This window comes from Actinoplanes sp. SE50/110, from assembly GCF_900119315.1.
In the GTDB taxonomy this organism is placed as follows: Bacteria; Actinomycetota; Actinomycetes; order Mycobacteriales; family Micromonosporaceae; genus Actinoplanes.
This window is the reverse complement of the sequence record NZ_LT827010.1, coordinates 8,703,957-8,724,362: the sequence shown is the minus strand read 5'-3', so window position 1 is coordinate 8,724,362 and position 20,406 is coordinate 8,703,957. Positions and strand designations below refer to the sequence as shown.

The following is a 20,406-nucleotide window of genomic DNA, read 5'->3' as shown; positions in this document are numbered from 1 at the left end:
TCGCGGACCGGCGCCCCTCGTCTCTCCGGCCGGTTCGTCCGGTCTCTCAGGCGTGGATGTCCAGCCGGCCCGGTGTCGCGCGGCGGGTCGCGGTCGGGGCCGGCTCAGCCGGCAGATCGGCGTTCGGCCGCCCCGACTCGCCGCCACCGCCGCGCCGACCGAACCCGCCCCCGGCCTCGAACTGCTGCCGCGCCTGGTCCTGCGGCGTGCCCTGACGCAGGTCCAGCGAACAGTTCCCGAACCCGGAATCCTGCAGCTCACGCCGCAGATCCTCGATGCCGGCCCGGAGTGCCTCGGTGCCCGCCTCGGTGCCGCCGGTGAGCTGCACGCTGATGTCCCCGTTGCGGATCTCGGCGACCACCTGGACCGGTCCGAGGTCGACCGGGTGCAACTGCACGGTGAGCCGGTGCACGCCGTCGGCGTCCAGCCGCAGCGGCGCGATCCGCATCGCGATCTGCTCGGCCGGCGGGGCCAGCGGGATCGGCGTGGAGTTCTCCGCGGCCGCCGCGGTGGGTGCCGCCGCGCCGGCCGGCGCGGCGGCCTGCGGTCCGGCGACGCCGGCCAGGGCGGCGCCGGGCGGAAGTCCGGGGTCGGCGGCGGGCTGCGCCGCCGGCATGGCGGTGGGCGCGGCGGGCGGTGCGCCGTCCGGGATTGCGACGGTACGCGGTGCGTCCGCCCCCGGCTGCCCGGAGGACCCACCGGGGTCGCCGGCCTGGTTGCCGGCCGCCGTGGTGGGAGTCGGCGCCGCCGCCGGTGCGGCCGCCGCGGCGGCCGCGTCGGCGGGCTGGCCGGCCGTGCCCGTCTCGGTTCGGCCCGCGGCGGCGGATGCCCAGGCGGGACGTCCCGGAGTGCCGGCCACGACCGCGGCTGTCGCCTGCCGTGCGGCCTTGCCGGGCGTCGTACCACCGGCGGCCTGGGCCGCACCCGGCGGGAGCCGGCCCGGCTGCGGAGTGCCGGGCCCGGCCTGGCCGGCCTGGCCGGGCTGACCGACCTGACCGACCTGACCCGGCTGTCCGGGCTGGCCGGTTCCTGGGACGGCCGCCGAGGTGGCCGCGGCCGCCTGGTCGGGCGCCGCGAGGCCGGTGGCCGGAGCCGGTCCGGTCGCCGGCGTGGCGGCGTCGGCCGCCTTCACCGTCCCGGTGGCCTTCGCCGCGGCGGTCTTGCCGGCGGCCGCGGGGTCGGTACCGGCCGCCGCCGTGGTGGTGGCGGCCACTCCGGCGGCGGCCTGGGCGGCCGGGTCGATGAGCGGTGTGGTGGTGGTCGGCGCGGCACCCTTGGCGTCCGGAAAGGCCGGGCCCTGGGCGTCCTCGGTGGCCCTGTCGCCGGTGGCCGCGGCCTTGCCCTTGACGCGGTGCGCGGACCGCCCGTCCGGGCCGTGCTTCGTCTCGGTGGCGTCGGTGGTCTTGTCGCCGGTGGCCGCGGTCGCGGTGTCGTCGCCGCCGGTCGTGTCGTCCCGGTCGGCGGCCGTGCGGGTGGTGGCGTCGGTCCGGTCGGCCGCGGCACTGTCCGCCGCCCGGTCGGCGGCCCGGTCCGCGGCGGCCTGATCCGCCGCGCGGTCGGCGGCCTGACGGGCGCCGGCCCGGTCGGTGGCGGCCCGCACCGCGGCCCGGTCGTCGGCGCTCCGCTGGGCGGCGGCCTGGTCGGCGGCATCCCGGCTCGCGGCGCGGTCCGCCGCGGCCCGGCTCCCGGCGGCCCGGTCGGCCGCGTCCCGGCCGGCGGCGCGCTGGTCCGCGGCGCGCTGCGTGGCCCGATCGGTGGCCGCGCGCGTCGCGTCGCGGTCGCCGGCGGCCCGGTCCGTCGCGGTCCGGTCCGCCAGGGCGCGTTCCGTCGCGGCCCGTTCCGTGGCGGTCCGGTCCGTGGCGGCCCGGGTGACATCGCGCGAGCCGGTGCCGCGAATCGCGGCGCCGCGCAGATCGGCGTCCCGAGCGGCGTTCCGTAGTTCGGTGCTGCGGGCGGTGGCGTCGCGCATCGCGGCGCTGCGGGTGGCGACGTCGCGTAGTTCGGCGCTGCGGGTGGCGGCGTCGCGTAGTTCGGCGCTGCGGGTGGCGGCGTCCCGGCGGTCGGCGGTCTGCTCGGCCACCTCATCCTGGTCGTCGCCCAGCTCGGCGGAGAGCGCCGACCCGAAGTCCGCACCGTCCTCGCGCCGGCTGCCCGCCCGGCGGCTGGTCTCGGTCACGGGCCGGTGGTCCGGTCCCGTCACGGAACTCGGCATGATCATGCGACTCCTCACTCGTCCGGTGTTGCGGGGGCAGCGGCGACGGTCAGCCGCCGAGCGCGGCCAGCGCCTTCTGCACCTTCGGCACGTACGCCTGGGTCTCGCTGAACGGCGGGATGCCGCCGTACCGGTGCACCGCGCCGCCGCCCGCGTTGTACGCGGCCAGTGCCAGCGGCACCGACTTGAACTCGTTGAGCAGGCCCTTGAGCATCTTCGCGGCGCCGTTCACGGCCTGCTCCGGGTCGAAGGCGTCGTCCACCCCGAGGCCCTTCGCGGTGCCCGGCATCAGCTGCATCAGGCCCTGCGCGCCGACCTTGCTGACCGCCTTCGGGTTGTAGCCCGACTCCACCTTGGCGACCGCGGCCAGCAGCTTGGGGGAGACGTCGTAGCGGGCGCCGGCCTTGAGGAACAGGTCCGCGTACGGCACCCCGGCCAGCGAGCCGCCGGCCACCGAGCCGCGCAGCCCGGCCGGACGCAGCGACGACATGTCCTGCACCGCGGCGGCCGGCACGTCGTCGATGATCCGCCGGATGCCGCTCGGCTTCTCGTACACCGACTCGATCTTCACGTGGTCGCCCGGCTTCGGCGCCGCGATCATCTTGTTGTCGCCGAGGTAGATCCCGACGTGGTGCACCGGCGAGCCGAACGCCAGCACGTCACCCGGCCGCGCGTCGGAGAGGCTGGCCACCGGCCGACCCGCGGTCGCCTGCTGCCACGAGTTGCGGGGCAGCTTGATGCCCAGATCCTCGTAGACCTGCCGGACCAGGCCGGAACAGTCCAGGCCCTTGCTCGGGTCGGTGCCGCCGAAGACGTACGGCGTGCCCAGGTACTTCTTCGCCGCCGCCACCACATCGTTCCCGCTCGGGCCGGACGCCGCGCCCGGGGCCTGGCCGGCGCCGGTCGCCCGGGCCAGGGCGGAGGCGAACTTGTCCCCGGAGGACGCGGTCGGGTCGACCGTCGCCTGCGGCGGGTTCAGGCCCAGCTGCTCCTGCAGTTCGGCGATGCGGCCCAGCACCCCGGTGACACCCAGGCTCATGCGTTGCTCCCGTTCTCCTCGGCACTCGGCGTCTCGACGCCCCGAGCGGCATTGCGTGCCTTCGCGGTGACCGCCAACTCGTCGAGGTTGGCCTGGTCGACGCGCAGATCATTGGCCTTGACCATGGCGGCGTGCCGCTCGGACAGCATCTCGACCGCACGCCGGCGCTTGGCCGCGTCGGTCAGGGCGGCCATCTTCTCCCGCTCGACCTCCTCGGCGTCGGTGACCATCCGCTGGGCGCCGAACACGCCGGCGGCCAGCGACTGCCGGGCCACCAGGGCGGCCACCATGGCCCGGGCCGATCCCTCGGACGGTGCATCGGCCCCGATCAGGTCCAGTTGGCGGCGCTTCACCAGCGCCTGCGCCTCCCGGATCTCGGCACGCGACTGGATCAGCTCGCCCCGCGCGGCGTCCTCCTGCGCCTTACGTGCACGAAGCACCGGAACGAGTCGGAACGTGCGGTTCATGCTGGCCTCCTAGCGGGGCCGAGGGGCCCTCACTCTCCCGCTTCGGCCTGCGACCCGCTCCGCTGAGCCCCTGCACCCAACCCGCAACGTCCGTCCCACCGACTCCCGCACCACAACCCGGTCGACCCGCCGCGCCCCGTCGCCCACCCGGCCGGCCCGCTCCCACGCGGCGTCCCGCCGGAGCCGGCCGGCAGGCCGGAGCCGCGCCGGAGCGCCGGGGCGAGCGGACCTCGCGGGGCGCGACCAGGGTGGGTTCCGCCACGGAGCGGGGTGGCAGCACGTACCGGGGAAGGGCAGGTGACCGCGAAGCCGCCGGCGGACCGTGCCCGGCGAGCGGTCCCTAAGTCGTCGCCAGAAGGGCGCGCAAGGCGGCCCAGGCGTCGTCGGCGGTGATGCGCTCGTCGATGTCCTGGCGCAGGAACGCGCTGATCCGGGGCCAGGCCGCGTTGGCCCGGTCGGCCTCCGGGTTGGTCCCCGGCACATAGGCGCCGATCTCCACCAGCTCGCGGACGTCGCGGTGGGCGGCCATCAGCCGGCGGAGTTCGGTGGCGTCGGCGCGCTGCTCCCGCGTCGTGATCTTGTTGGCGACGCGGGAGATCGAGTCGAGCGCCTGGATGCTCGGGAAATGCCCGGCGGTGGCCAGTTTGCGGTCCAGCACGATGTGGCCGTCCAGGATCGAGCGGGCCGCGTCGGCGATCGGCTCGTTGTGGTCGTCGCCCTCGACCAGCACCGTGTACAGGCCGGTGATACTGCCCCGGGCCCCCGGCCCGGCGCGTTCCAGGAGGCTGGCCAGCATGGCGAAGACCGACGGGGGGTAGCCCCGGGTGGCCGGCGGCTCGCCGACCGAGAGGCCGACCTCGCGCTGGGCCATCGCGGCGCGGGTCACGCTGTCCATCATCAGCAGCACATCGGCGCCCTCGTCGCGGTAGTACTCGGCGATCCGGGTGGCCACCGAGCCGGCCCGCAACCGGACCAGCGGCGGGGTGTCCGAGGTGGCGATCACCACCACCGAGCGGGCCAGGCCCTCCGGCCCGAGGTCGTGCTCGATGAACTCGCGGACCTCACGGCCGCGCTCACCGACCAGCGCGACCACGTTGAGTTCGGCCGAGGTGCCCCGGGTGATCATGCTCATCAGCGTCGACTTGCCGACCCCGGAGCCGGCGAAGATGCCGATCCGCTGGCCGCGGCCGCACGGGACGAGCGTGTCCAGGACCCGCACGCCCAGCGACATCGGCCTGTCGACGAGCTGCCGTTCCATCGCCGAGGGCGGGGCCTGCTCGATGCCCACCAGTTCGCCGCGCAGCGGTGGCCCGCCGTCCATCGGGCGGCCGAGCCCGTCCAGGATGCGCCCGCGCAGGTCGGGGCCGACCGGGATGCGCAGCGGCCCGCCGGTGCTGACCGCCGGGGTGCCGGCGCCGATCCCGGCGATCGGGCCCAGTGGCAGGCAGTTGAGCTGCTGTCCGTCCAGCGCCGCCACCTCCGCCAGCACCGCGTCCGGGCCGGTGCCGATCCGCAGCAGCTCGCCGACCCGGGCTTCGAGTCCGCTGACCGTGACCCGCAGGCCGACCGCCCCGGTGACCCGGCCGGACACCGAGGGCCGGGCCGCCTCGACCGCGCTGCGCAGGCGGTGGTGGAAGACGTCGGTCACAGCCGCAGCGCCTCCCGGGCCCGGGCGACGGCCGCCTCGATGGTCGCGTCGACGGTCGCGGTGCCGGTCTCGGCGATCGCGTCGCCCGGCCGCAGGCCGGGGTCGGCGTGCAGGTGGATCTGCCGGCCCTGGTAGTCGAAGGTGCCCGGGTCGTCGCCGACCAGGTGGGCGTAGTCCTCGGGGTGCAGCCGGACCCGCACGTCGCCGTGCTCCGGCGCGGCGGTCATGGCGCGGCGCAGCGCGTCCCGGCCGCGCTCCGGATCGTCGCGCAGGGTCCGCCCGATGACCGCCTCGGCCAACTCGAACGCGCTGCTCAGCACCAGGTCCTGAAGTTCGGTGAAGGTCGGCATGAGCTGGTTCTCCAGCTCGGTGACGGCCCGGCCGAGGGCGTTCACCGCGTGCGCCAGCGCGGCCGCCCGGCGGTGCTCGTGGTGTTCCTCGGCGGCCCGGGCCCGGGCCGCGGCCTCCTCGGCGGCCGCCAGGGCGTCGCGTTTGCCCTGCGCCCAGCCCTCGGCGTAGCCGGTGGTCCGGGCCTGCAGCCGCTCCTCCTCCAACTGCTTCGGATCGTTCGGCTCGGGCATCCGCAGGTTGGTGGCGAACCGGGCGGCGGTGGCGTTCTCGGCCACCGCCCCGCGGATCACCGACCGGTCAGGCGATGAGCTCATCGGCCTCGCCGCCCCGCTGGATCTCGATCTGGCCGGAGTCCTCCAGGGTGCGGATGACACCGACGATCTTGGCCTGGGACTCCTCGACCATCTTGACCTTGACCGGGCCGAGCAGGTCCATCTCCTCCAGCAGGTTCTCCCGGCCGCGCTCGGAGAGGTTCTTGGTGACCTTGTCGCGCACGCCCTCCGGCACCCCCTTGAGGGCGGTGGCCAGATCGGCCGGCTCCACCTGACGCAGGATCAGCTGCACCGCGCGGTCCTCCAGGTTCACGATGTCCTCGAACATGAACATCCGGCGGCGGATCTCCTCGGCCAGCTCGGGGCTGCGGGCGTCCAGGGCCTCCAGGATGAGCCGCTCGGTGGTGCGGTCGGCCCGGTTGATGATCTCGACCAGCGGCTGCAGGCCGCCGACCGTGGACAGTTCGTCGGGCTGCAGCACGCTGGAGAGTTTGCGCTGCAACGCACTCTCCACCTGGCGGATGATGTCCGGTGAGGTGCGGTCCATGATCGCGATGCGGTGCGCGACCTCGGTCTGCACCTCCAGCGGCAGGCCGGCCAGGATCGACGAGGCCAGGCCGGCCGGGATGTGGGCGAGCACCAGCGCGATCGTCTGCGGGTGCTCGTACTGCACGTACGAGAGCAGTTGCCGGGGGTCGGCGTTGCTCAGGAAGTTGAACGGGATGTCGTTCATCGACGCTTCGAGCCGGTCCAGGATCAGCGCCGCCCGCTCCTTGCCGAGCGACGCCTCCAGCAGCTCCCGGGCGTAGTCCATGCCACCGGCACCGGCGAACCGGGTGGTCGCCATCGCATAGAACTCGTCCATCACGTCGTCGACCTGGACGGGGTCGAGCTTGCCCAGTCGCGCCACCTCGGCGGAGATGGCCTCGACCTCCTTCTCGGTCATGTTGGCCAGCACCTGCGCGGATTGTTCCTTGCCGAACTGGATCAGCATTATCGCGGCTTTGCGTACGCCCGTCATGGAGAGCGTGGTGAGCGCGGGTGTGGTCAACGCCTACTCCTCGTACCGTCTTTGCTGCTGTCTGTTCCGATTGCTCAGCGGTGCGTAGCGTCAGCAGACATCCAGCCTCGCAGGAGAGTCGCCATCTCGTCGGGCTTCTCCTTGACCATCTCCTCGATCTCGCGGGTCCGTTCCTCGCGGGCCTCGTCGCGCTCCTCCACGGCGACCCCGCCCTCGATCATCGCGGCGGCGTGCATGGCCTGGGTGGCCTCCAGTTCGGCTTGGCGCTGGGCGTCCAGCGCGGCCTGCATCTCCTCCAGGTGCGCCTTCTCCTCGGCGGTGAGCTGCTGACGCCGCTTGGCCCGCCGGCTGGCCCGCCAGGCCAGGAAGAACAGCATCAGCACGACGAACGCGAGCGCGCCGGTCTTGACCAGGGTGAGCTGCTTGTTCTGCCGGTCCGCGGCGGCCGCCGCGGCCAGTTCGTCCTTGGCCGCCTGCTGTGCGGAGTTGTCGAACGGCATGGCGCTGACCGCGATGCTGTCGCCGCGGGTGGCGTCGATCCCGGCGGCCGAGCTGACCAGCTGCTGCACCTGGGTCGGGTCGATGGAGGCGGCGGTGGTGCTGTCCAGCAGGACCGCCACGTTGAGCCGCCGGATGCTGCCCGGGGCCTTGCGGCGCACCTCCTGTACCTCGTTGAGCGCGTTCTGCCGGGCGTCGTTCTTGTTGGCGTACTGCCCGTTGGACCCGGCGCCGTTCGGCACCTGGATGTTGTCCGGGCCGAGCACGCCACCGTTGTTGCCGCCACTGCCGCTGTAGGTCTCCGAGCTGCTCGTCTCGGAGAGCGACGGCAGGGACGGATCCGAGCTGTACGTCTTGCTCTGCGTCGTGGTCTGGTCGAAGTCCAGGTCGGCGGTGGTGGTGACGACCGAGTGGCCGGACCCGACCAGCCGGTCCAGCATGGCCTGCAGCGAGGCGTTCATCCGGTTCTGGAACTCGACGGTCTGCGCGTCCGAGCCGCTGTCCCCGCCGGTCGCGACGGCCGCGCCGCCACCCGTGGAGAGGATCTTGCCGTCCGCGCCGGCGACGGTGACCTGGGTCGGGTCGAGGCCCTCGACGCTGGAGGCGACCAGATGCACGATCGCCTGCACCTGGTCGGTGCTGAGCGGGGTGGTGGACTTGGAGGCGACCAGTACCGAGGCGGTCGGCTTGGCGGCGTTGTCGGCGAAGACGTCCTTCTGCGGCAGCACCAGGTGCACGGTGGCCGCCTCGACGCCGTCGATCGACTTGATCGTCTTGGCCAGCTCGCCCTCCAGGGCCCGCTGGTAGTTGGCGTGCTGCATGAAGTCACTGGTGGTGATGCCCTGCTGGTCCAGCAGCGAGTAGCCGGTGCCCTCGTCGTTGGGCAGGCCCTGGCCGGAGAGCTGCAGCCGCAGAGCGTTCACCTGGTCGCGGGGGACCATGATGGTCTGGCCGTCGTTCGCCAGCTCGTAGCTGGTGTTCGACTTCTGCAGCGACTCGACGATGGCGCTGGCATCCTTCGTCGACAGGTTGTTGAACAGGATCGCGTACGACGGTTTCGCCGCCCACGTCGCGAAGAAGTACCCCCCGACGACGAGCGCGATGATGGCGAAGATCGTGACAGCCTTCTGTCCCGGCGTGAAGGACTTGAAGGTGTCCGTGATGCGGCGTACCGGAGCGGGAAGGCGGTCGGTCATGTCAGGCCTGCATCCTCATGATCTCTTGGAAGGCTTCGACGGCCTTGTTCCGGATGGCGAGGGTCATCTGGAGCCCGAGGGAGGCCTCGGTCGCGGCCATCGTGTACTGGGCCGGGTCCTGCAGCGTCCCGTTGGCCACCTGGACTCCGAGGTCGTTGGCCTTCTCCTGGGACGCCTGGACGCTCTGGAGTCCCTTGGAGAGCATCCGGGCGAAGTCGGTGTTGGGGCTGGAGGTCTTGGCGGCCTCATCCAGATTCAAGTCATCTGAAATGCCAGACATTCCCGAAATTCCGGAAATGCCACTGAAGCCGGAGACGGCGCCGATGGGGTTGATCATGATTACTTCCCGAGGTTGATAGCGGCCGCGTACGCGTCGCGTGCCCGGTCGACGACCGACAGATTCGCCTGGTAGGAGCGCTGCGCCATGATCATCTGAGCCATCTGGCTGCCCATGTCGATGTCCGGCCGGCGGACGTTGCCCTGCGCGTCGGCGAGGGGGTTGTCCGGCTCGTAGGTCACGATGCCCTCGGGGTTGCCCAGCTGGATCCCGGCCACCTCGGCGCCGTTGCCGTCCTGCGCCGCGCGGGCCTGCACGTACCGGGCCTGGAAGGCGTTCTCGGAGGTGCGGCTGGTGTTGTTCATGTTCGCGATGTTGTCCGAGACGGCGTCGAGCCACTTGCGGTAGACCGTGACCCCGGTGCCCGCGACCCCGATGGCGTTGAAGATGCTCATCGTCAGGCTCCCTTGATGGCGTCGCGCAGCAGGCCGTACTTGCTGTCGATGGCCCGCAGGGTGAGCTGGTAGCGCATCGTGGTGTCGATGTGCGCCAACGTCTCCTCGTCGAGGTTGACGTTGTTGCCGTTGAGCCGGGTCGGCTCCAGCGACTCCTGAACGCTCGGGGTGATGCCCAGCGGCGACTGGCCGCGAGCGACCGCGCCCTGCAGGGCCTCCTCAAACTTGACCTTACGGGCCCGGAAGCCCGGGGTCTCGACGTTCGCGATGTTGTCGGCGATGGCGTTCTGCCGGGCCGAGAGCCCGGAGACCGCGACGCGCAGTGCGTTCGTGGAAAGGTCGTCGAACACCTTGCAGCTCCCTGATCGAAGCGTCCGGTTGCCGATCCATGGCGGGTTGGTGAGCAATCCGTGCTCGTACCATGCAGTTCGGCGCGGCCGGCGATCCGCTGAGCGTCAGACGGTTGCTGCGAGGTTGCACACGAAAACGTCCCGGACCTCCGTGGCGGAGGTCCGGGACGCCGGCGGTATGCGGTTGTCGTTGCGGATCACATGGCGCAGTCGACGTAGACCGGGCGTTTGATCACTTCACCGGTCTCGATCCGCGAGGTGACCGTCTGCTGCTGCCGGTTCGCCACCAGCCGGCGGGCGAGTTCCTGCGCCGCGGCCAGCTGCCGGGTGAGGATCTCGTCCGCCCGCGGCTTGAGCTCCAGCGGCAGCGCGCCCAGGTCGGTCGGCGGCTTCCAGATGTCGGCCGGCGGGGTCTCGGCGTGCCGGTGCTCGTCGGCGAGCATCGCCTCGACCGCCGCGACGTCCATCTCCAGTTCGTCGAGGGCGGCGGTCCAGGCGCTGCGCCAGTTGTCGGTCATGGCGGTGCTCACTTCGCCGCGACGGCGGCCTCGCGCCACGCGTCGCGCAGCGGTTCCAGAAGGGTGCGGCAGCCGGCTACCCGCTCCGGGCTCTTCGCGATGTTCGCGCCGATCAGCTCGGTGAGGATGAAGCCGTACAGGTTCGCCAGGCCGGGCGCGCCGTCCCAGGCCTCCAGGTCCAGGGTGACCCGCAGCTCCAGCACGATCTCCTGGGCGTGGGTGATCCGCTCGTGCGCGGCGTCCCGGTCGCCCTCGCGCAGCGCCTCCTCACCCTGGGTCAGGTCGAGGATCAGCCGGTCGTAGAGCATCACCAGCAGCCGGGCCGGGGAGGCGGTGTTGATCGAGTCCTGGAGGTAACGGTCGCGGAGGTGAGCGGCGGTCATCGGGTGTCCCCTCGGTCAGGCGGCGTGCGGGCGGGTCGGGTCAGGGTCAGTGCAGGCCGGCGAGCTGACCGGAGAGCCAGGTCCCCTGGTCTTTCAGCTTGCCGAGCGCCGCCTCGAGGCCGGCGTACTGCTTCTGCAGCGCTTCCTTCCGGGTGGCCAGCCGCACGTCCCAGTTCTCGATCTGGTCGTTCAGCGCGTCGATCTCGTTGTTCCGGCCCTGCACCACCTTGGTCACGGTGTTCGTCTGGGTGGTGGCCAGATCCTTGACCTGCTTCGCGAAGGCGGTGCCGGCCTCCTGCACCTTGGCCGGGTCCTCGTTGTACGCCTTGGTGAACGCCGCCGCGTCGAAGGTGAGCTGGCCGGTGCTGTCCAGGCCGATGCCGAACTGGCTGAGCGAGCCGAAGCCGACCGCCGCGGTCGACGTGGTGCCGTCCGGGTTCTTCGTCGTCTTGTCGTAGGTCAGCCCGTTGCTGACCAGGCTCAGCGTCTGCTGGGTCATCTGCCGGACGGTGAAGTCACCGGTCAGCGGCGACGAGCTCTTGGTGGACGCGTCGTACTTCGTCTGGTCCTTGATCTCGCCGAGCGCCGCGTTCGCCGCGTCGACCATCGCCTGGAACTTGCCGGCGATCGCGTTGACGTCGGTGGTGGCGCCCACCGTGACGTTCTGCTCGACCTTCGACGCGGTGATCGACACACCGGGCATCAGCGTGCTGAACGTGTTGGTGCTGCTGGAGACCTTGTACTCGGTGGAGGTGCCGGGGTTCAGGGTCAGCGTCGCGTCGCGCGCCGAGGTGTCCGCCGGCGGATTGCCGTCACTGCCGGTCAGACCGGTGATCCGGAAGCCGTTGGCGGCGCCGCTCTTGTTCTGCACGAACTGCATCACGCCGGCGGTGTCCCCGGTCTTCACCGTGTAGGCGCGGATGCCGAGCCCGGCGTCGTTGACCGCGGTGGTGACCGCGTCCGCGTCGTACGGCTTGCCGACGTTGACCGTGGTGAACGAGCCGGAGCCGGTGAAGACGTCGGCGCCGTTGCTGTCGGTCGACCAGGTGCCGGTCTCGACCTGGAAGCTGGACGGGAAGCCGGTCGAGGTGGTGTCGACGTTCAGCGTGCTGGTCTGCGCCCGGGCCACGGAGGAGACGTCGAAGTTGATGCTGCCGGCCATGCCGGCGAGGCCGCCGGTGGCCTTGGCGGTCACCGTCTGGGAGGTCGACGTCGCGTTGAGCGACCGCCACGAGGCCAGCGAGACGACGTCACCGGCGGCCGACTTGGTCGCGGCCAGCTTGGCGTTCACCGACTGGTATGAGGCGACCGCGGTCTGCGCGGTCTGCACCTTGGTCTTGAGCTTGGTCTGTGGTGCGGCCTCGACCTGCATCAGCTGAGCGATCATCGAGGAGGTCTGCATGCCGCTGACGAGGCCGTCGACGGAGCTGGTGGACACGAGGGCCGCCTTTCATGCTGCGGGGTACCGAGGAGTGGCGAAGGGGTAGCCGGCTGGGCTCGCCGGCTACCCCTTCCTGTTCGGTCGTTCGGGAACCTGATTCAGTCGCTACCGGTAGTCATCCGGTTGCGATCAGGGTCAGCGCAGGAGCGACAGCACGTTCTGCGCGGACTGGTTGGCCTGGGACAGCATCGAGGTGCCGGCCTGGGTCAGGATCTGGTTGCGGGTGAAGGACACCATCTCCTGCGCCATGTCGGTGTCGCGGATCCGGGACTCCGACGCGGACAGGTTCTCGACCGCCACGTTGAGGTTGTTGATGGTGTGCTCGAACCGGTTCTGGTGCGCACCGAGCTGGGCCCGGGTGGCGGAGACCGACTTGATCGCCTTGTCCACGGCGTCGATCGCCTGCGAGGCGCCGGACGGCGTCGTGCCGACGGCCGCCGTGGTCAGGTTGAGGTTGTTGAGGCCCAGGCTCTTCGAGCTGACCTCGTTGATGTGGACGCCCAGCTTCTCGCCGGAGTTGGCGCCGATCTGGAAGTCACCGGAGGCCGCGCTGGCGTTGGTCTGGCTCGCCCCGGCCGTGACCAGGTTCGACGCCGTGACGTTGAAGGTCGACGAGCTGTTGACCTCGAAGGTGACCTTGCCGGTCTCGTCCGCCTTGGCGGTCACGCTGATCTCGTTGGGGTCGCGGCCGTTCGCCTTGAGAGCTGTCTGCAGCTGCGTGTTGATGTTGTCGGCCACGTCCTGCGGGGTCGAGGCGGTGCCGGTGGCGGCGGTGGTGAAGGACGCCGCGATGGGCGTGTTCAGCGTGGTGCCGCCGACCGTGTCGATGCTCAGCGTCATGGCCGTGCCGCCCGCCGGCATCACGGCGGGAGTGGTGGTCACCAGGTGGTTGGTGTTGCCGAAGGAGCCGTCGAGCAGCTTCGACTTGCCGAACGCGGTGGTCGTGGAAACCCGGTCGATTTCGGAGCTGAGCTGCGAGAACTCGTCCTGCGCGGCCTGCTTTGCGTCGCTGTCCAGCGAGGCGTTGCTGGCCTGCACCGAGAGGTCACGCATGCGCTGCAGCATGCTGGTGGTCTCGTTGAGCGCACCTTCAGCGGTCTGCACGACGCTGATCGCGTCCTGGGCGTTGCGGGTGGCCACCTTGAGGCCGCCGGTCTGCGCGCGCAGACCCTCGGAGATCGAGAGGCCGGCCGCGTCGTCCGCCGCCCGGTTGATCCGGAACCCGCTGGACAGCTTCTCCAGCGACTTCTGCATCTGGTTGTCGGTGACCGACAGGTTCCGGTACGCGTTCTGGGCGGCGATGTTCTGGTTGATGCGAAGACCCATTGGGTGATTCCTCCTTGACTGGGGTCTTGAGCGGCCCGTCCATGAGCCGGTGTTGCGACATTCCCTTCGGCGGAGGGTCGCGAGCGACTGAGGATTCTCCGAGAATTCTTCCGGCTTTTCGGGTCAACCGGATAAATGCCGATTGGGGGAAACCACTCAGCGGTACGGCGAACATGCCGACCTGTCCGAATGAGCGGGTTGCCGAAAGGGTGCAGCCCGACCCGCGAACCGACGGAGGACCGGGTGAGCCTGACCGACCTGGCCAGCGTCCTGTGGCGCTCTCGCGAGCTGCTGGAGATGCTGCTTTTCAAGCTGGAGGAGGAGCAGTTGCTTCTCGCGGCCAACCGATCCCGCTGGCTCAGCCACGCCACCCGTGAGGTCGAGGTGGTCCTCGACCAGATCCGGCAGACCGAGGTCATCCGGGCCGCCTACGCCCAGGACGTCGCGGCCGAGCTGGGTCTGCCCGTGGAAGCGTCCCTCGGCGAGCTCGCCGACGCCGCGCCGGATCCCTGGTCGGACCTGCTGCATCAGCACCGTAAGGCGTTCCTGCTCCTGACGTCGGAGATCCGGGCCCTGGCCGACGTCAACCGGGACCTGCTCACCGCGGGACAACGCGCGGCTCGCGAAACCATGCTCGTGTTCGCCGAGACTGTGGAAACGTACGGGCCGCAGGGCCAGACCGTCACCGGCGGCGTGCGCCGCCCCACCCTCGTTGATGAGGCGATCTGATGGGCAGCACTTTCAGTGGACTCAACACGGCTCTGACCTCCTTGTACGCGCAGCGGCGCGGCCTGGACGTCACCGGCCAGAACATCGCGAACGCGAATACCGAGGGCTACACCCGGCAGCGGGTGAACCTGCAGTCGCAGAACGGCAACGTGGTTCCCGGCGTGTACGCCACCACCAGTGCGGTCGGCGGCGGGGTCACCGTCTCCTCGGTGGACCGGCTCCGCAACGCCGCGCTCGACCAGCGCAGCTACAGCGAGCACTCGGCCTCGGCGTACCACAACGCCCGGGCCGGGCAGTTCAACCTGGTCGAGGACGTGTTCGCCGAGCCGAGCGACACGGCGCTGCAGGGCCGGCTCGCGGACATGTGGGAGGGCTGGAACGCGGTCGCCGCCAACCCCAGCGACCTGTCCGCCAAGTCGGCCATGCTGGAGCAGTCCAGCACGGTCGCCGCCACCCTGAACGACGCGGCCTCCGCACTGAACAACCAGTACCAGGCGGCCCGCACCGGGCTGAACACCTACGTCGACGACGTCAACAAGGCGGCCGACTCGGTGGCGAAGCTGAACAACCAGATCGTCATCGCCACCCAGGCCGGCCTGTCCGCGAACGAGCTGCAGGACCAGCGGGGCCAGCAGATCCTCAAGTTGTCCGAACTGATCGGGGCGAGCGCCACCGAGCAGCCGAACGGCGCGATCAACGTCTTCGTCGGCAGCGCGCCGCTGGTCAGCGGCTTCAACACCCGGCAGATCGAGATCGAGCCGGGCAGTGCCACCCGGATCGAGGACCTGGCCACCAGCGAGGTCAACCTGCGCTGGTCGGACACCAAGGCGGCGGTCGGGGCCGGCGGGACGATGGGCGCCTCGATGGAACTTCTCGCCAAGGGCGGCACGCTGGACGCGATGACCAAGCGGCTGGACACGGTCGCCGACAAGCTGGCCACCACGGTCAACGCGATCTACAAGAAGGGGTACGCGGTCGACGGCACCCAGGGGGAGTCGTTCTTCGTCCGCAACGACACCGGCGCCGACACCGGGGTGACCGCCGCGCAGATCAAGGTGGCGATCACCAACCCGGCGAAGGTGGCGATCTCGTCGGGCGACCCGACCGGCGCGCCCACCGCGGCCAGTCCCGGCGGCACCCCCAAGGTGCTCGACGGCAACCAGGCGGACGCGATCGCCGAGCTGGCCGACTCGCGGACCGGCGCGGACGCCGAGTACAAGTCGATGATCGGCGAGCTGGGCGTCTCGGCCCAGTCGGCGATCCGCCGGCGTGACGTGCAGAACGCGGTGACCGATCAGGTCGACGCCGCCCGGGACTCGGAGGCCGGGGTCAACCTCGACGAGGAGATGACCCACATGCTCACCTACCAGCGCGGGTACGAGGCGGCCAGCCGCGTGCTCACCACCATCGACTCGATGCTCGACCAATTGATCAACCGCACCGGCATGGTGGGTAGGTAAGGGAGTCCGTCATGACCAGCCCAAGGGTCACCGAGAGCAGCGTGCGCACCCGCGTGATGGCCAGCCTGCAGCGCAACCTGAGCCGCAGCCAGGAGGCGACCGACCGGATCTCCAGCGGCAAGCAGCTGACCCGCCCGTCGGACTCGCCGACCGGCACGGTCACCGCGCTGCAACTGCGTGGCGAGGTGCGGGCCAACAAGCGGTACTCCAGCAACGCCGACGACGCGGTCGGCCGGCTCGGGGTGGTGCAGGACAACCTGCAGCAGACCCAGGAGCTGATCACCGTGGCCCGCAACCTGACGCTGGAGGCGACCAGCGCGGGCGGCGGCGGCACCCCGGAGGCGAACAAGGCCCGGGCCGCCCAGCTGGAGCAGATCAAGGGCAACCTGATCCAGTTCGCCAACTCGAAGTACCTCGACCGGCCGGTGTTCGGCGGGAGCACGCCGGACCACGAGGCCTACGACAGCACCGGCAACTACATCGGTGAGGGGTCCGGCGAGACCCTGCGCGCGATCGGCCCGAACGCCAAGGTCCGGGTCGACGTGCGGGGCCCGGAGGTGTACGGCGCCGACAAGATCACCGATGCCAACGGCAATCAGGTGGACAACCCGGAGCAGTTGTTCCACGTTCTCGACTCGGTGATCGGGGCGATGCGGAGCGGCGATTCCAAGGCTCTGGACGACGGTCTGAAGAATCTCGATAAATCCGCTGATCTCCTGGAATCCACTCTTTCGGACGTAGGTGCCCGATACAATCGGGTTACGCAGATGAAGCAGTCCGCTGAGGATCGTTTGTCGTCCGTGTCGTCGCAGTTGTCCGATATCGAGGATGTCGACCTGCCCAAGGCGATCATGGAAATGCAGCTCCAGCAGACCTCGTATCAGGCCGCCCTGGCCGCCACGGCCAAGGTGATCCAGCCCTCGCTCATCGAATTCCTGAGGTGAACATGACTACTCGCACCATGTCCCGACCGATCGAGGCCACCATGACCGATCCGTCGCTGGGCCTGCCGACCATCTCCATGGCGATCCCCATGCCGGGATTTCCGGGACACCGGGAGTTCGTTCTGGTGCGCCTGAACGACGACGGCCTGCTCTACGCGCTCACGTCGGTCGACGATCCCGAGCTTCGTTTCCTGGTGGCGCCTCCGGAGCCGTTCTTCCCGGAGTACGCCCCGGAGATCGACGAGTCGGTGTTCGCGGCGCTGAACACCAAGGACCCGGACCGGGTGCTGCTGCTGACCGTGATCACCGCGAGCAAGGAGGAGACCACCGCCAACCTCCTCGCCCCTATCGTGGTGGACCGCGACAGCATGCGGGCCATGCAGACGATCCTCACCGGCTCCGGCTACCCGGTCCGGGCGATCATGAACCGGGCGTTCTGAACCTGCACGTGCTCAGGCGCGGTCGCGTTCCCTCGCGGCCGCGCCTTTGCCATGCTGTCCGTTCCATGGATGGAAGGGGAGGGCGTCATGCTTGTGCTGACCAGGCGGGCCGGGGAGAGCGTGATGATCGGCGACGACGTCGTGATCACCGTGCTGGAGGCCCGGGGTGACGTCATCCGGCTCGGTATCCAGGCCCCGCGGGACGTCCAGGTGCACCGCGAGGAGGTGTACCGGGAGTTGCAGGAAGCGAACCGCGCCGCCGCGTCGCCGACCGACGAGGCGGTGGACGCCATCTCCCGGATGGTGCGGGAGAAGCCGGCCGGCTGACAGCGCACCTCACCTGCACCGGCCGCTGACCCCGGAGACAACGCGGGGACGGGATTCTTCTTCACGACGGAGAACTTCAGTCGTGGGAGCGATCGTGGGCGCAGAGCGGGAATCAGTCATCGGCGGCAGTGCGGTCGGCACCGTGTGCGCGCTGGATCTGACGGTGGATGCCCACGTGCACACCGGGTTCGCGGCCGGGCGCGACGCCGTCGGCGTGGTGGTCTCGGCCGCCGACCGGGCCGGGCTGACCGCGCTCACCTTCGCCGACCAGGCCGGGCCGGACACCACCTGGCTGACCGCGTACGCGGATGCGGTGCGTCGGGCCCGGCACCGTACCGAGATGACCCTGCGGGTGGCCGCCGAGGTCGAGGTGGTCCGTCCGGACGGCTGGCTGGCGCTGCCGGCCGACCTGGCCCAGCTGGACGCCCTGTCGGTGGCGGTCTCCGCCCTGCCGCTCGGCGACGAGCTGCTCGACGCGCGGGCGGTCCGGGCCCGGTTGGCCGGCGGCACGCTGACCGCCGAGCGGGTCGCCGGGCAGCTGATCACGGCGATCGTGCAGGGCCTGGCCCGCGCCTCCCGCTACGTGCCGACCCAGCTGGCCCGCCCGCTGGCGCTGCTCGCCCAGGCCGGGATCGACGACGCCGCGGTCTCCGCCGAGATGCTCGCCGAACTGGCCGCCGCCTGCCGGGCCACCGGCACCGTGGTGGAGGTCAGCGAGGCGTGGCGCAGCCCTTCGCCGCGCCTGCTCGCCCTGCTGCGTGACGCCGGCGTGACCCTGGTGCCGGCGAGTGACGCCCGGTACGCCGCCGAGGTCGGCGGCTGGCAGTACCTGCGCCGCATCTGAAGTCCTCGAAAGTGAACACGCGCCGTGCTCGCCTACGTACTCTCTGTCATGCCAGCACTTCAGCATGGGAGAGATGCGATGAGTATGGTTCAGCAGGCCATCGAGGTGAGTGCACCGCTGCACACGGTGTACGAGCAACTCGCCGCGTTCGAGAACTATCCGCGGTTCATGACCGGAGTTCGCCAGGTCACCACGACCGGCGGCGACCAGACCCACTGGATCATGGAGGTGGACGGGAAGCGCCGCGAGTTCGACGCCCAGATCATCGAGCGGTCACCGGACGAGCGGGTCTCCTGGTCGACCATGGAGGGGCCGCTGCTGGCCGAGACGCTCACGCTGCGCCCGATGGGCGAGACGAAGACCCAGATCGTCGCCCAGCTCGAGGCGGACATCGCGTTCCTGATGCCCAGCGACCGGCACGGCCAGGAGTCGCTGAACCGTCGGCTCAAGGCCGACCTGACCACCTTCAAGGGACTGGTCGAGAGCGGCGTGCTGGGCGGCCGTCCGATGCCGACCGGAGCCAGCGTCAAGCGCCTGCCCGGCCCCTCGCACACGCTGTTCAGCCCGGCCCGCGACTACGCCTCGCCGGCCTCGGTCGCCACCCGGGTGCACAAGCATCCGCCGGCTGCCGCACCGCACCCGGGCGCCGGCTGGGACAACGGCGCGGCCGGCGTCGAGTTGCAGGACGAGCCCGGCGGCCGGGCCACCGGCAGCGCGGCCGGCACCGCCCCGATGGGTGGCCGCACCGCGCGGGCCGACATGTGGGGCAACGGCATGATCAACGAAGAGGATCGCGGCATCGGCTGACCCGCCGTCGCCGCCGACTGCCGCATCCGCCCACCGGGCGGGTGCGGCGGTTCCGTTCTCATCCCCGGGGCGCGGTCTCCAGGATGACCAGCAGGCGGGCGCCGCGAGGATCGGCATGCTCGTACCGCATCGACCCGCCGTTCGCCTCCACCAGGTGCCGGGCGATGAACAGGCCCAGCCCGGCGCCCCGGATGAAGCGGCCGAACAGGTCCGGCAGCAGGTCGTCGGGGATGCCGGGGCCGCTGTCGCGCACCTCCAGCCGCACGGTCTCCGGGCCGTCCCGGCCGGCCCGCACCTGGACCGGTGCGGCCCCGTGCGCGATCGCGTTCCGCAGCAGGTTCTCCACCACGATCGTCAGGTGCCCGCGGTCGGCCAGTGCGGACAGGTCCTCGTCGATGGTGACCTCGACCTGGCCGGCGCCGGCCGTCTCGGCGCAGGCCGCGCGGACCACCTCGAGCAGCGGGACCGGCACCCGGCGGGCGGTGACCGTACCGGTGTCCAGGCGGAACAGCAGCTGCAGGTCGTTCATCATCTTGATCAGGCGGCGGGTGTTCTTGTCGATCTTGGTGGCCAGCTCCAGCCGGATGTCCTCCGGCAGGTCGGCCCAGTCGGCGCAGAGCAGCTCGGCCAGGCTGGCGATCGAGCTGATCGGCTGCGCCACGTCGTGGGTCAGCATCGAGGTCAGGTCGTTTTTGAAGGCCAGCGCGGCGGCCAGCTGCGCGTTGCCGCGTTCGAGCTCGGCGGCGTGGTCGCTGAGCGCGTCCTCGGCCCGTTTCCGCTCCGCGATGTCGACGTAGGTGGCGACGTATCCGCGCGGGGCACCCGCCTCGTCCGGGATCGCGGCGACCGTGGCCAGCACCGGTACCTCGGTGCCGTCGGCGCGCGACAGCAGCCAGTCGCCGCCGGCGCCGGGCAGCGGTGGGGGCGGGGCCTCCGCCGCGGAGTCGTACCCGGTCAGTTCCCGCCAGCGCCGGTTGACGTCGATCACCCGGTAGTTGACGTCGAGCACCATGACGGCCTCGTCCATCGACTGCCACAGCGTCTCGGCGTATTCCGGGCGGGCGTCGCCGGGACGACCCGGGTCACCGGGCCGGATCGCGGCGGCCGCGACCAGCAGCGCCGCGGTGGCGACGACGACCAGCGTCGACGCCGACGCGAGGGCGACCGCGGCCAGTACGCAGAGCGCGACCGCCCCGGTCCGCACCCGACCGCCCCGCGGCGCCGCGTAGATCAGCAGGGCGAGACCGGCCGGAAACAGCGCAGCCGCCGGAGGGAGCCTGAGCCCCTCCGGCGGCGTGAGATCGGTCGCGTGCGTGTGCAGCAACCCGAGGACGGTGACCGTGACCCCGGCGCTCCCGGCGATCAGCCGGTTTCTGCCCACGCCGCGCACCGCGATACGCA

22 protein-coding genes are annotated in these 20,406 nt (G+C 71.2%); 7 read left to right on the top strand and 15 right to left on the bottom strand.

From position 1 onward, the window contains the following. Positions 1-46 precede the first annotated feature (46 nt). The 14 genes from ACSP50_RS44955 to ACSP50_RS38960 form a co-directional block, all read right to left on the bottom strand. Positions 47-2,176, bottom strand: a complete 2,130-nt coding sequence (locus ACSP50_RS44955; protein ID WP_155123725.1) for a flagellar hook-length control protein FliK — start codon at positions 2,174-2,176, stop codon at positions 47-49. Positions 2,177-2,261: 85 nt separating this feature from the next. After that, entirely contained in the window at positions 2,262-3,251 is a 990-nt protein-coding gene (locus tag ACSP50_RS39020) for a transglycosylase SLT domain-containing protein (RefSeq protein ID WP_014694846.1), read from the bottom strand. Continuing rightward, positions 3,248-3,718: a flagellar export protein FliJ gene (locus tag ACSP50_RS39015; RefSeq protein ID WP_014694845.1), complete on the bottom strand. Its 471-nt coding sequence runs from the start codon at positions 3,716-3,718 to the stop codon at positions 3,248-3,250. The genes ACSP50_RS39020 and ACSP50_RS39015 overlap by 4 nt, the downstream gene beginning before the upstream one ends. Before the next feature lie 340 nt (positions 3,719-4,058). Beyond that, entirely contained in the window at positions 4,059-5,366 is a 1,308-nt protein-coding gene (locus tag ACSP50_RS39010) for a FliI/YscN family ATPase (RefSeq protein WP_014694844.1), read from the bottom strand. Further along, positions 5,363-6,031, bottom strand: coding sequence for a FliH/SctL family protein (locus ACSP50_RS39005; RefSeq protein ID WP_014694843.1), 669 nt, complete (start codon positions 6,029-6,031; stop codon positions 5,363-5,365). The genes ACSP50_RS39010 and ACSP50_RS39005 overlap by 4 nt, the downstream gene beginning before the upstream one ends. After that, positions 6,015-7,040: a flagellar motor switch protein FliG gene (gene fliG, locus ACSP50_RS39000; RefSeq protein ID WP_014694842.1), complete on the bottom strand. Its 1,026-nt coding sequence runs from the start codon at positions 7,038-7,040 to the stop codon at positions 6,015-6,017. The genes ACSP50_RS39005 and fliG overlap by 17 nt, the downstream gene beginning before the upstream one ends. A gap of 44 nt (positions 7,041-7,084) precedes the next feature. Beyond that, the gene (fliF, locus tag ACSP50_RS38995) at positions 7,085-8,704 is read right to left on the bottom strand and encodes a flagellar basal-body MS-ring/collar protein FliF (RefSeq protein ID WP_014694841.1); all 1,620 of its coding nucleotides are present in this window, start codon (positions 8,702-8,704) and stop codon (positions 7,085-7,087) included. Position 8,705: 1 nt separating this feature from the next. Further along, positions 8,706-9,041, bottom strand: coding sequence for a flagellar hook-basal body complex protein FliE (gene fliE / locus ACSP50_RS38990; RefSeq protein ID WP_014694840.1), 336 nt, complete (start codon positions 9,039-9,041; stop codon positions 8,706-8,708). Between the two features lie 2 nt (positions 9,042-9,043). Continuing rightward, the gene (locus ACSP50_RS38985; protein WP_014694839.1) at positions 9,044-9,436 is read right to left on the bottom strand and encodes a flagellar basal body rod protein FlgC; all 393 of its coding nucleotides are present in this window, start codon (positions 9,434-9,436) and stop codon (positions 9,044-9,046) included. A gap of 2 nt (positions 9,437-9,438) precedes the next feature. Then, entirely contained in the window at positions 9,439-9,786 is a 348-nt protein-coding gene (gene flgB, locus ACSP50_RS38980; protein ID WP_014694838.1) for a flagellar basal body rod protein FlgB, read from the bottom strand. Between the two features lie 197 nt (positions 9,787-9,983). Next, positions 9,984-10,304 (bottom strand): hypothetical protein, encoded by a 321-nt coding sequence (locus ACSP50_RS38975; protein WP_014694837.1) that lies wholly within the window; start codon positions 10,302-10,304, stop codon positions 9,984-9,986. An 8-nt stretch (positions 10,305-10,312) separates the two neighbouring features. Further along, positions 10,313-10,687, bottom strand: coding sequence for a flagellar export chaperone FliS (gene fliS, locus ACSP50_RS38970; protein WP_014694836.1), 375 nt, complete (start codon positions 10,685-10,687; stop codon positions 10,313-10,315). Between the two features lie 46 nt (positions 10,688-10,733). Beyond that, positions 10,734-12,125, bottom strand: a complete 1,392-nt coding sequence (fliD, locus tag ACSP50_RS38965; protein WP_014694835.1) for a flagellar filament capping protein FliD — start codon at positions 12,123-12,125, stop codon at positions 10,734-10,736. A gap of 138 nt (positions 12,126-12,263) precedes the next feature. Further along, positions 12,264-13,454 carry a flagellin gene (locus tag ACSP50_RS38960; RefSeq protein ID WP_014694834.1) on the bottom strand — a complete coding sequence of 397 codons (1,191 nt, stop codon included), beginning with the start codon at positions 13,452-13,454 and terminating at the stop codon, positions 12,264-12,266. A 243-nt stretch (positions 13,455-13,697) separates the two neighbouring features. Here ACSP50_RS38960 and ACSP50_RS38955 point away from each other — a divergent pair, with 243 nt between their 5' ends. The 7 genes from ACSP50_RS38955 (at position 13,698) to ACSP50_RS38925 (ending at position 19,005) form a co-directional block, all read left to right on the top strand. Next, positions 13,698-14,183 carry a flagellar protein FlgN gene (locus ACSP50_RS38955; protein ID WP_014694833.1) on the top strand — a complete coding sequence of 162 codons (486 nt, stop codon included), beginning with the start codon at positions 13,698-13,700 and terminating at the stop codon, positions 14,181-14,183. After that, positions 14,183-15,643, top strand: coding sequence for a flagellar hook-associated protein FlgK (flgK, locus tag ACSP50_RS38950; RefSeq protein ID WP_014694832.1), 1,461 nt, complete (start codon positions 14,183-14,185; stop codon positions 15,641-15,643). The genes ACSP50_RS38955 and flgK overlap by 1 nt, the downstream gene beginning before the upstream one ends. Before the next feature lie 11 nt (positions 15,644-15,654). Then, positions 15,655-16,587 carry a flagellin gene (locus ACSP50_RS38945; protein WP_014694831.1) on the top strand — a complete coding sequence of 311 codons (933 nt, stop codon included), beginning with the start codon at positions 15,655-15,657 and terminating at the stop codon, positions 16,585-16,587. A 2-nt stretch (positions 16,588-16,589) separates the two neighbouring features. Next, positions 16,590-17,027 (top strand): flagellar assembly protein FliW, encoded by a 438-nt coding sequence (locus ACSP50_RS38940; RefSeq protein ID WP_014694830.1) that lies wholly within the window; start codon positions 16,590-16,592, stop codon positions 17,025-17,027. 87 nt (positions 17,028-17,114) lie between these two features. Beyond that, positions 17,115-17,354 carry a carbon storage regulator CsrA gene (gene csrA, locus ACSP50_RS38935; RefSeq protein ID WP_014694829.1) on the top strand — a complete coding sequence of 80 codons (240 nt, stop codon included), beginning with the start codon at positions 17,115-17,117 and terminating at the stop codon, positions 17,352-17,354. 94 nt (positions 17,355-17,448) lie between these two features. Beyond that, positions 17,449-18,198 carry a hydrolase gene (locus tag ACSP50_RS38930; protein WP_043513050.1) on the top strand — a complete coding sequence of 250 codons (750 nt, stop codon included), beginning with the start codon at positions 17,449-17,451 and terminating at the stop codon, positions 18,196-18,198. Positions 18,199-18,276: 78 nt separating this feature from the next. Beyond that, the gene (locus ACSP50_RS38925; protein ID WP_014694827.1) at positions 18,277-19,005 is read left to right on the top strand and encodes an SRPBCC family protein; all 729 of its coding nucleotides are present in this window, start codon (positions 18,277-18,279) and stop codon (positions 19,003-19,005) included. Positions 19,006-19,063: 58 nt separating this feature from the next. Here the strand turns inward: ACSP50_RS38925 and ACSP50_RS38920 are convergent, their stop codons facing one another. Continuing rightward, the gene (locus ACSP50_RS38920) at positions 19,064-20,386 is read right to left on the bottom strand and encodes a PAS domain-containing sensor histidine kinase (protein WP_231956806.1); all 1,323 of its coding nucleotides are present in this window, start codon (positions 20,384-20,386) and stop codon (positions 19,064-19,066) included. Between the last annotated feature and the right edge of the window lie 20 nt (positions 20,387-20,406).

What these genes read in the sequence shown, in the direction of transcription:
- ACSP50_RS39020 (WP_014694846.1), bottom strand. Translation starts at nt 3,251, where the DNA reads ATGAGCCTGGGTGTCACCGGGGTGCTGGGCCGCATCGCCGAACTGCAG.
- ACSP50_RS39015 (WP_014694845.1), bottom strand. Translation starts at nt 3,718, where the DNA reads ATGAACCGCACGTTCCGACTCGTTCCGGTGCTTCGTGCACGTAAGGCG.
- ACSP50_RS39005 (WP_014694843.1), bottom strand. Translation starts at nt 6,031, where the DNA reads ATGAGCTCATCGCCTGACCGGTCGGTGATCCGCGGGGCGGTGGCCGAG.
- fliF (WP_014694841.1), bottom strand. Translation starts at nt 8,704, where the DNA reads ATGACCGACCGCCTTCCCGCTCCGGTACGCCGCATCACGGACACCTTC.
- fliE (WP_014694840.1), bottom strand. Translation starts at nt 9,041, where the DNA reads ATGATCAACCCCATCGGCGCCGTCTCCGGCTTCAGTGGCATTTCCGGA.
- ACSP50_RS38985 (WP_014694839.1), bottom strand. Translation starts at nt 9,436, where the DNA reads ATGAGCATCTTCAACGCCATCGGGGTCGCGGGCACCGGGGTCACGGTC.
- ACSP50_RS38975 (WP_014694837.1), bottom strand. Translation starts at nt 10,304, where the DNA reads ATGACCGACAACTGGCGCAGCGCCTGGACCGCCGCCCTCGACGAACTG.
- fliS (WP_014694836.1), bottom strand. Translation starts at nt 10,687, where the DNA reads ATGACCGCCGCTCACCTCCGCGACCGTTACCTCCAGGACTCGATCAAC.
- ACSP50_RS38960 (WP_014694834.1), bottom strand. Translation starts at nt 13,454, where the DNA reads ATGGGTCTTCGCATCAACCAGAACATCGCCGCCCAGAACGCGTACCGG.
- flgK (WP_014694832.1), top strand. Translation starts at nt 14,183, where the DNA reads ATGGGCAGCACTTTCAGTGGACTCAACACGGCTCTGACCTCCTTGTAC.
- ACSP50_RS38945 (WP_014694831.1), top strand. Translation starts at nt 15,655, where the DNA reads ATGACCAGCCCAAGGGTCACCGAGAGCAGCGTGCGCACCCGCGTGATG.
- ACSP50_RS38940 (WP_014694830.1), top strand. Translation starts at nt 16,590, where the DNA reads ATGACTACTCGCACCATGTCCCGACCGATCGAGGCCACCATGACCGAT.
- csrA (WP_014694829.1), top strand. Translation starts at nt 17,115, where the DNA reads ATGCTTGTGCTGACCAGGCGGGCCGGGGAGAGCGTGATGATCGGCGAC.
- ACSP50_RS38925 (WP_014694827.1), top strand. Translation starts at nt 18,277, where the DNA reads ATGAGTATGGTTCAGCAGGCCATCGAGGTGAGTGCACCGCTGCACACG.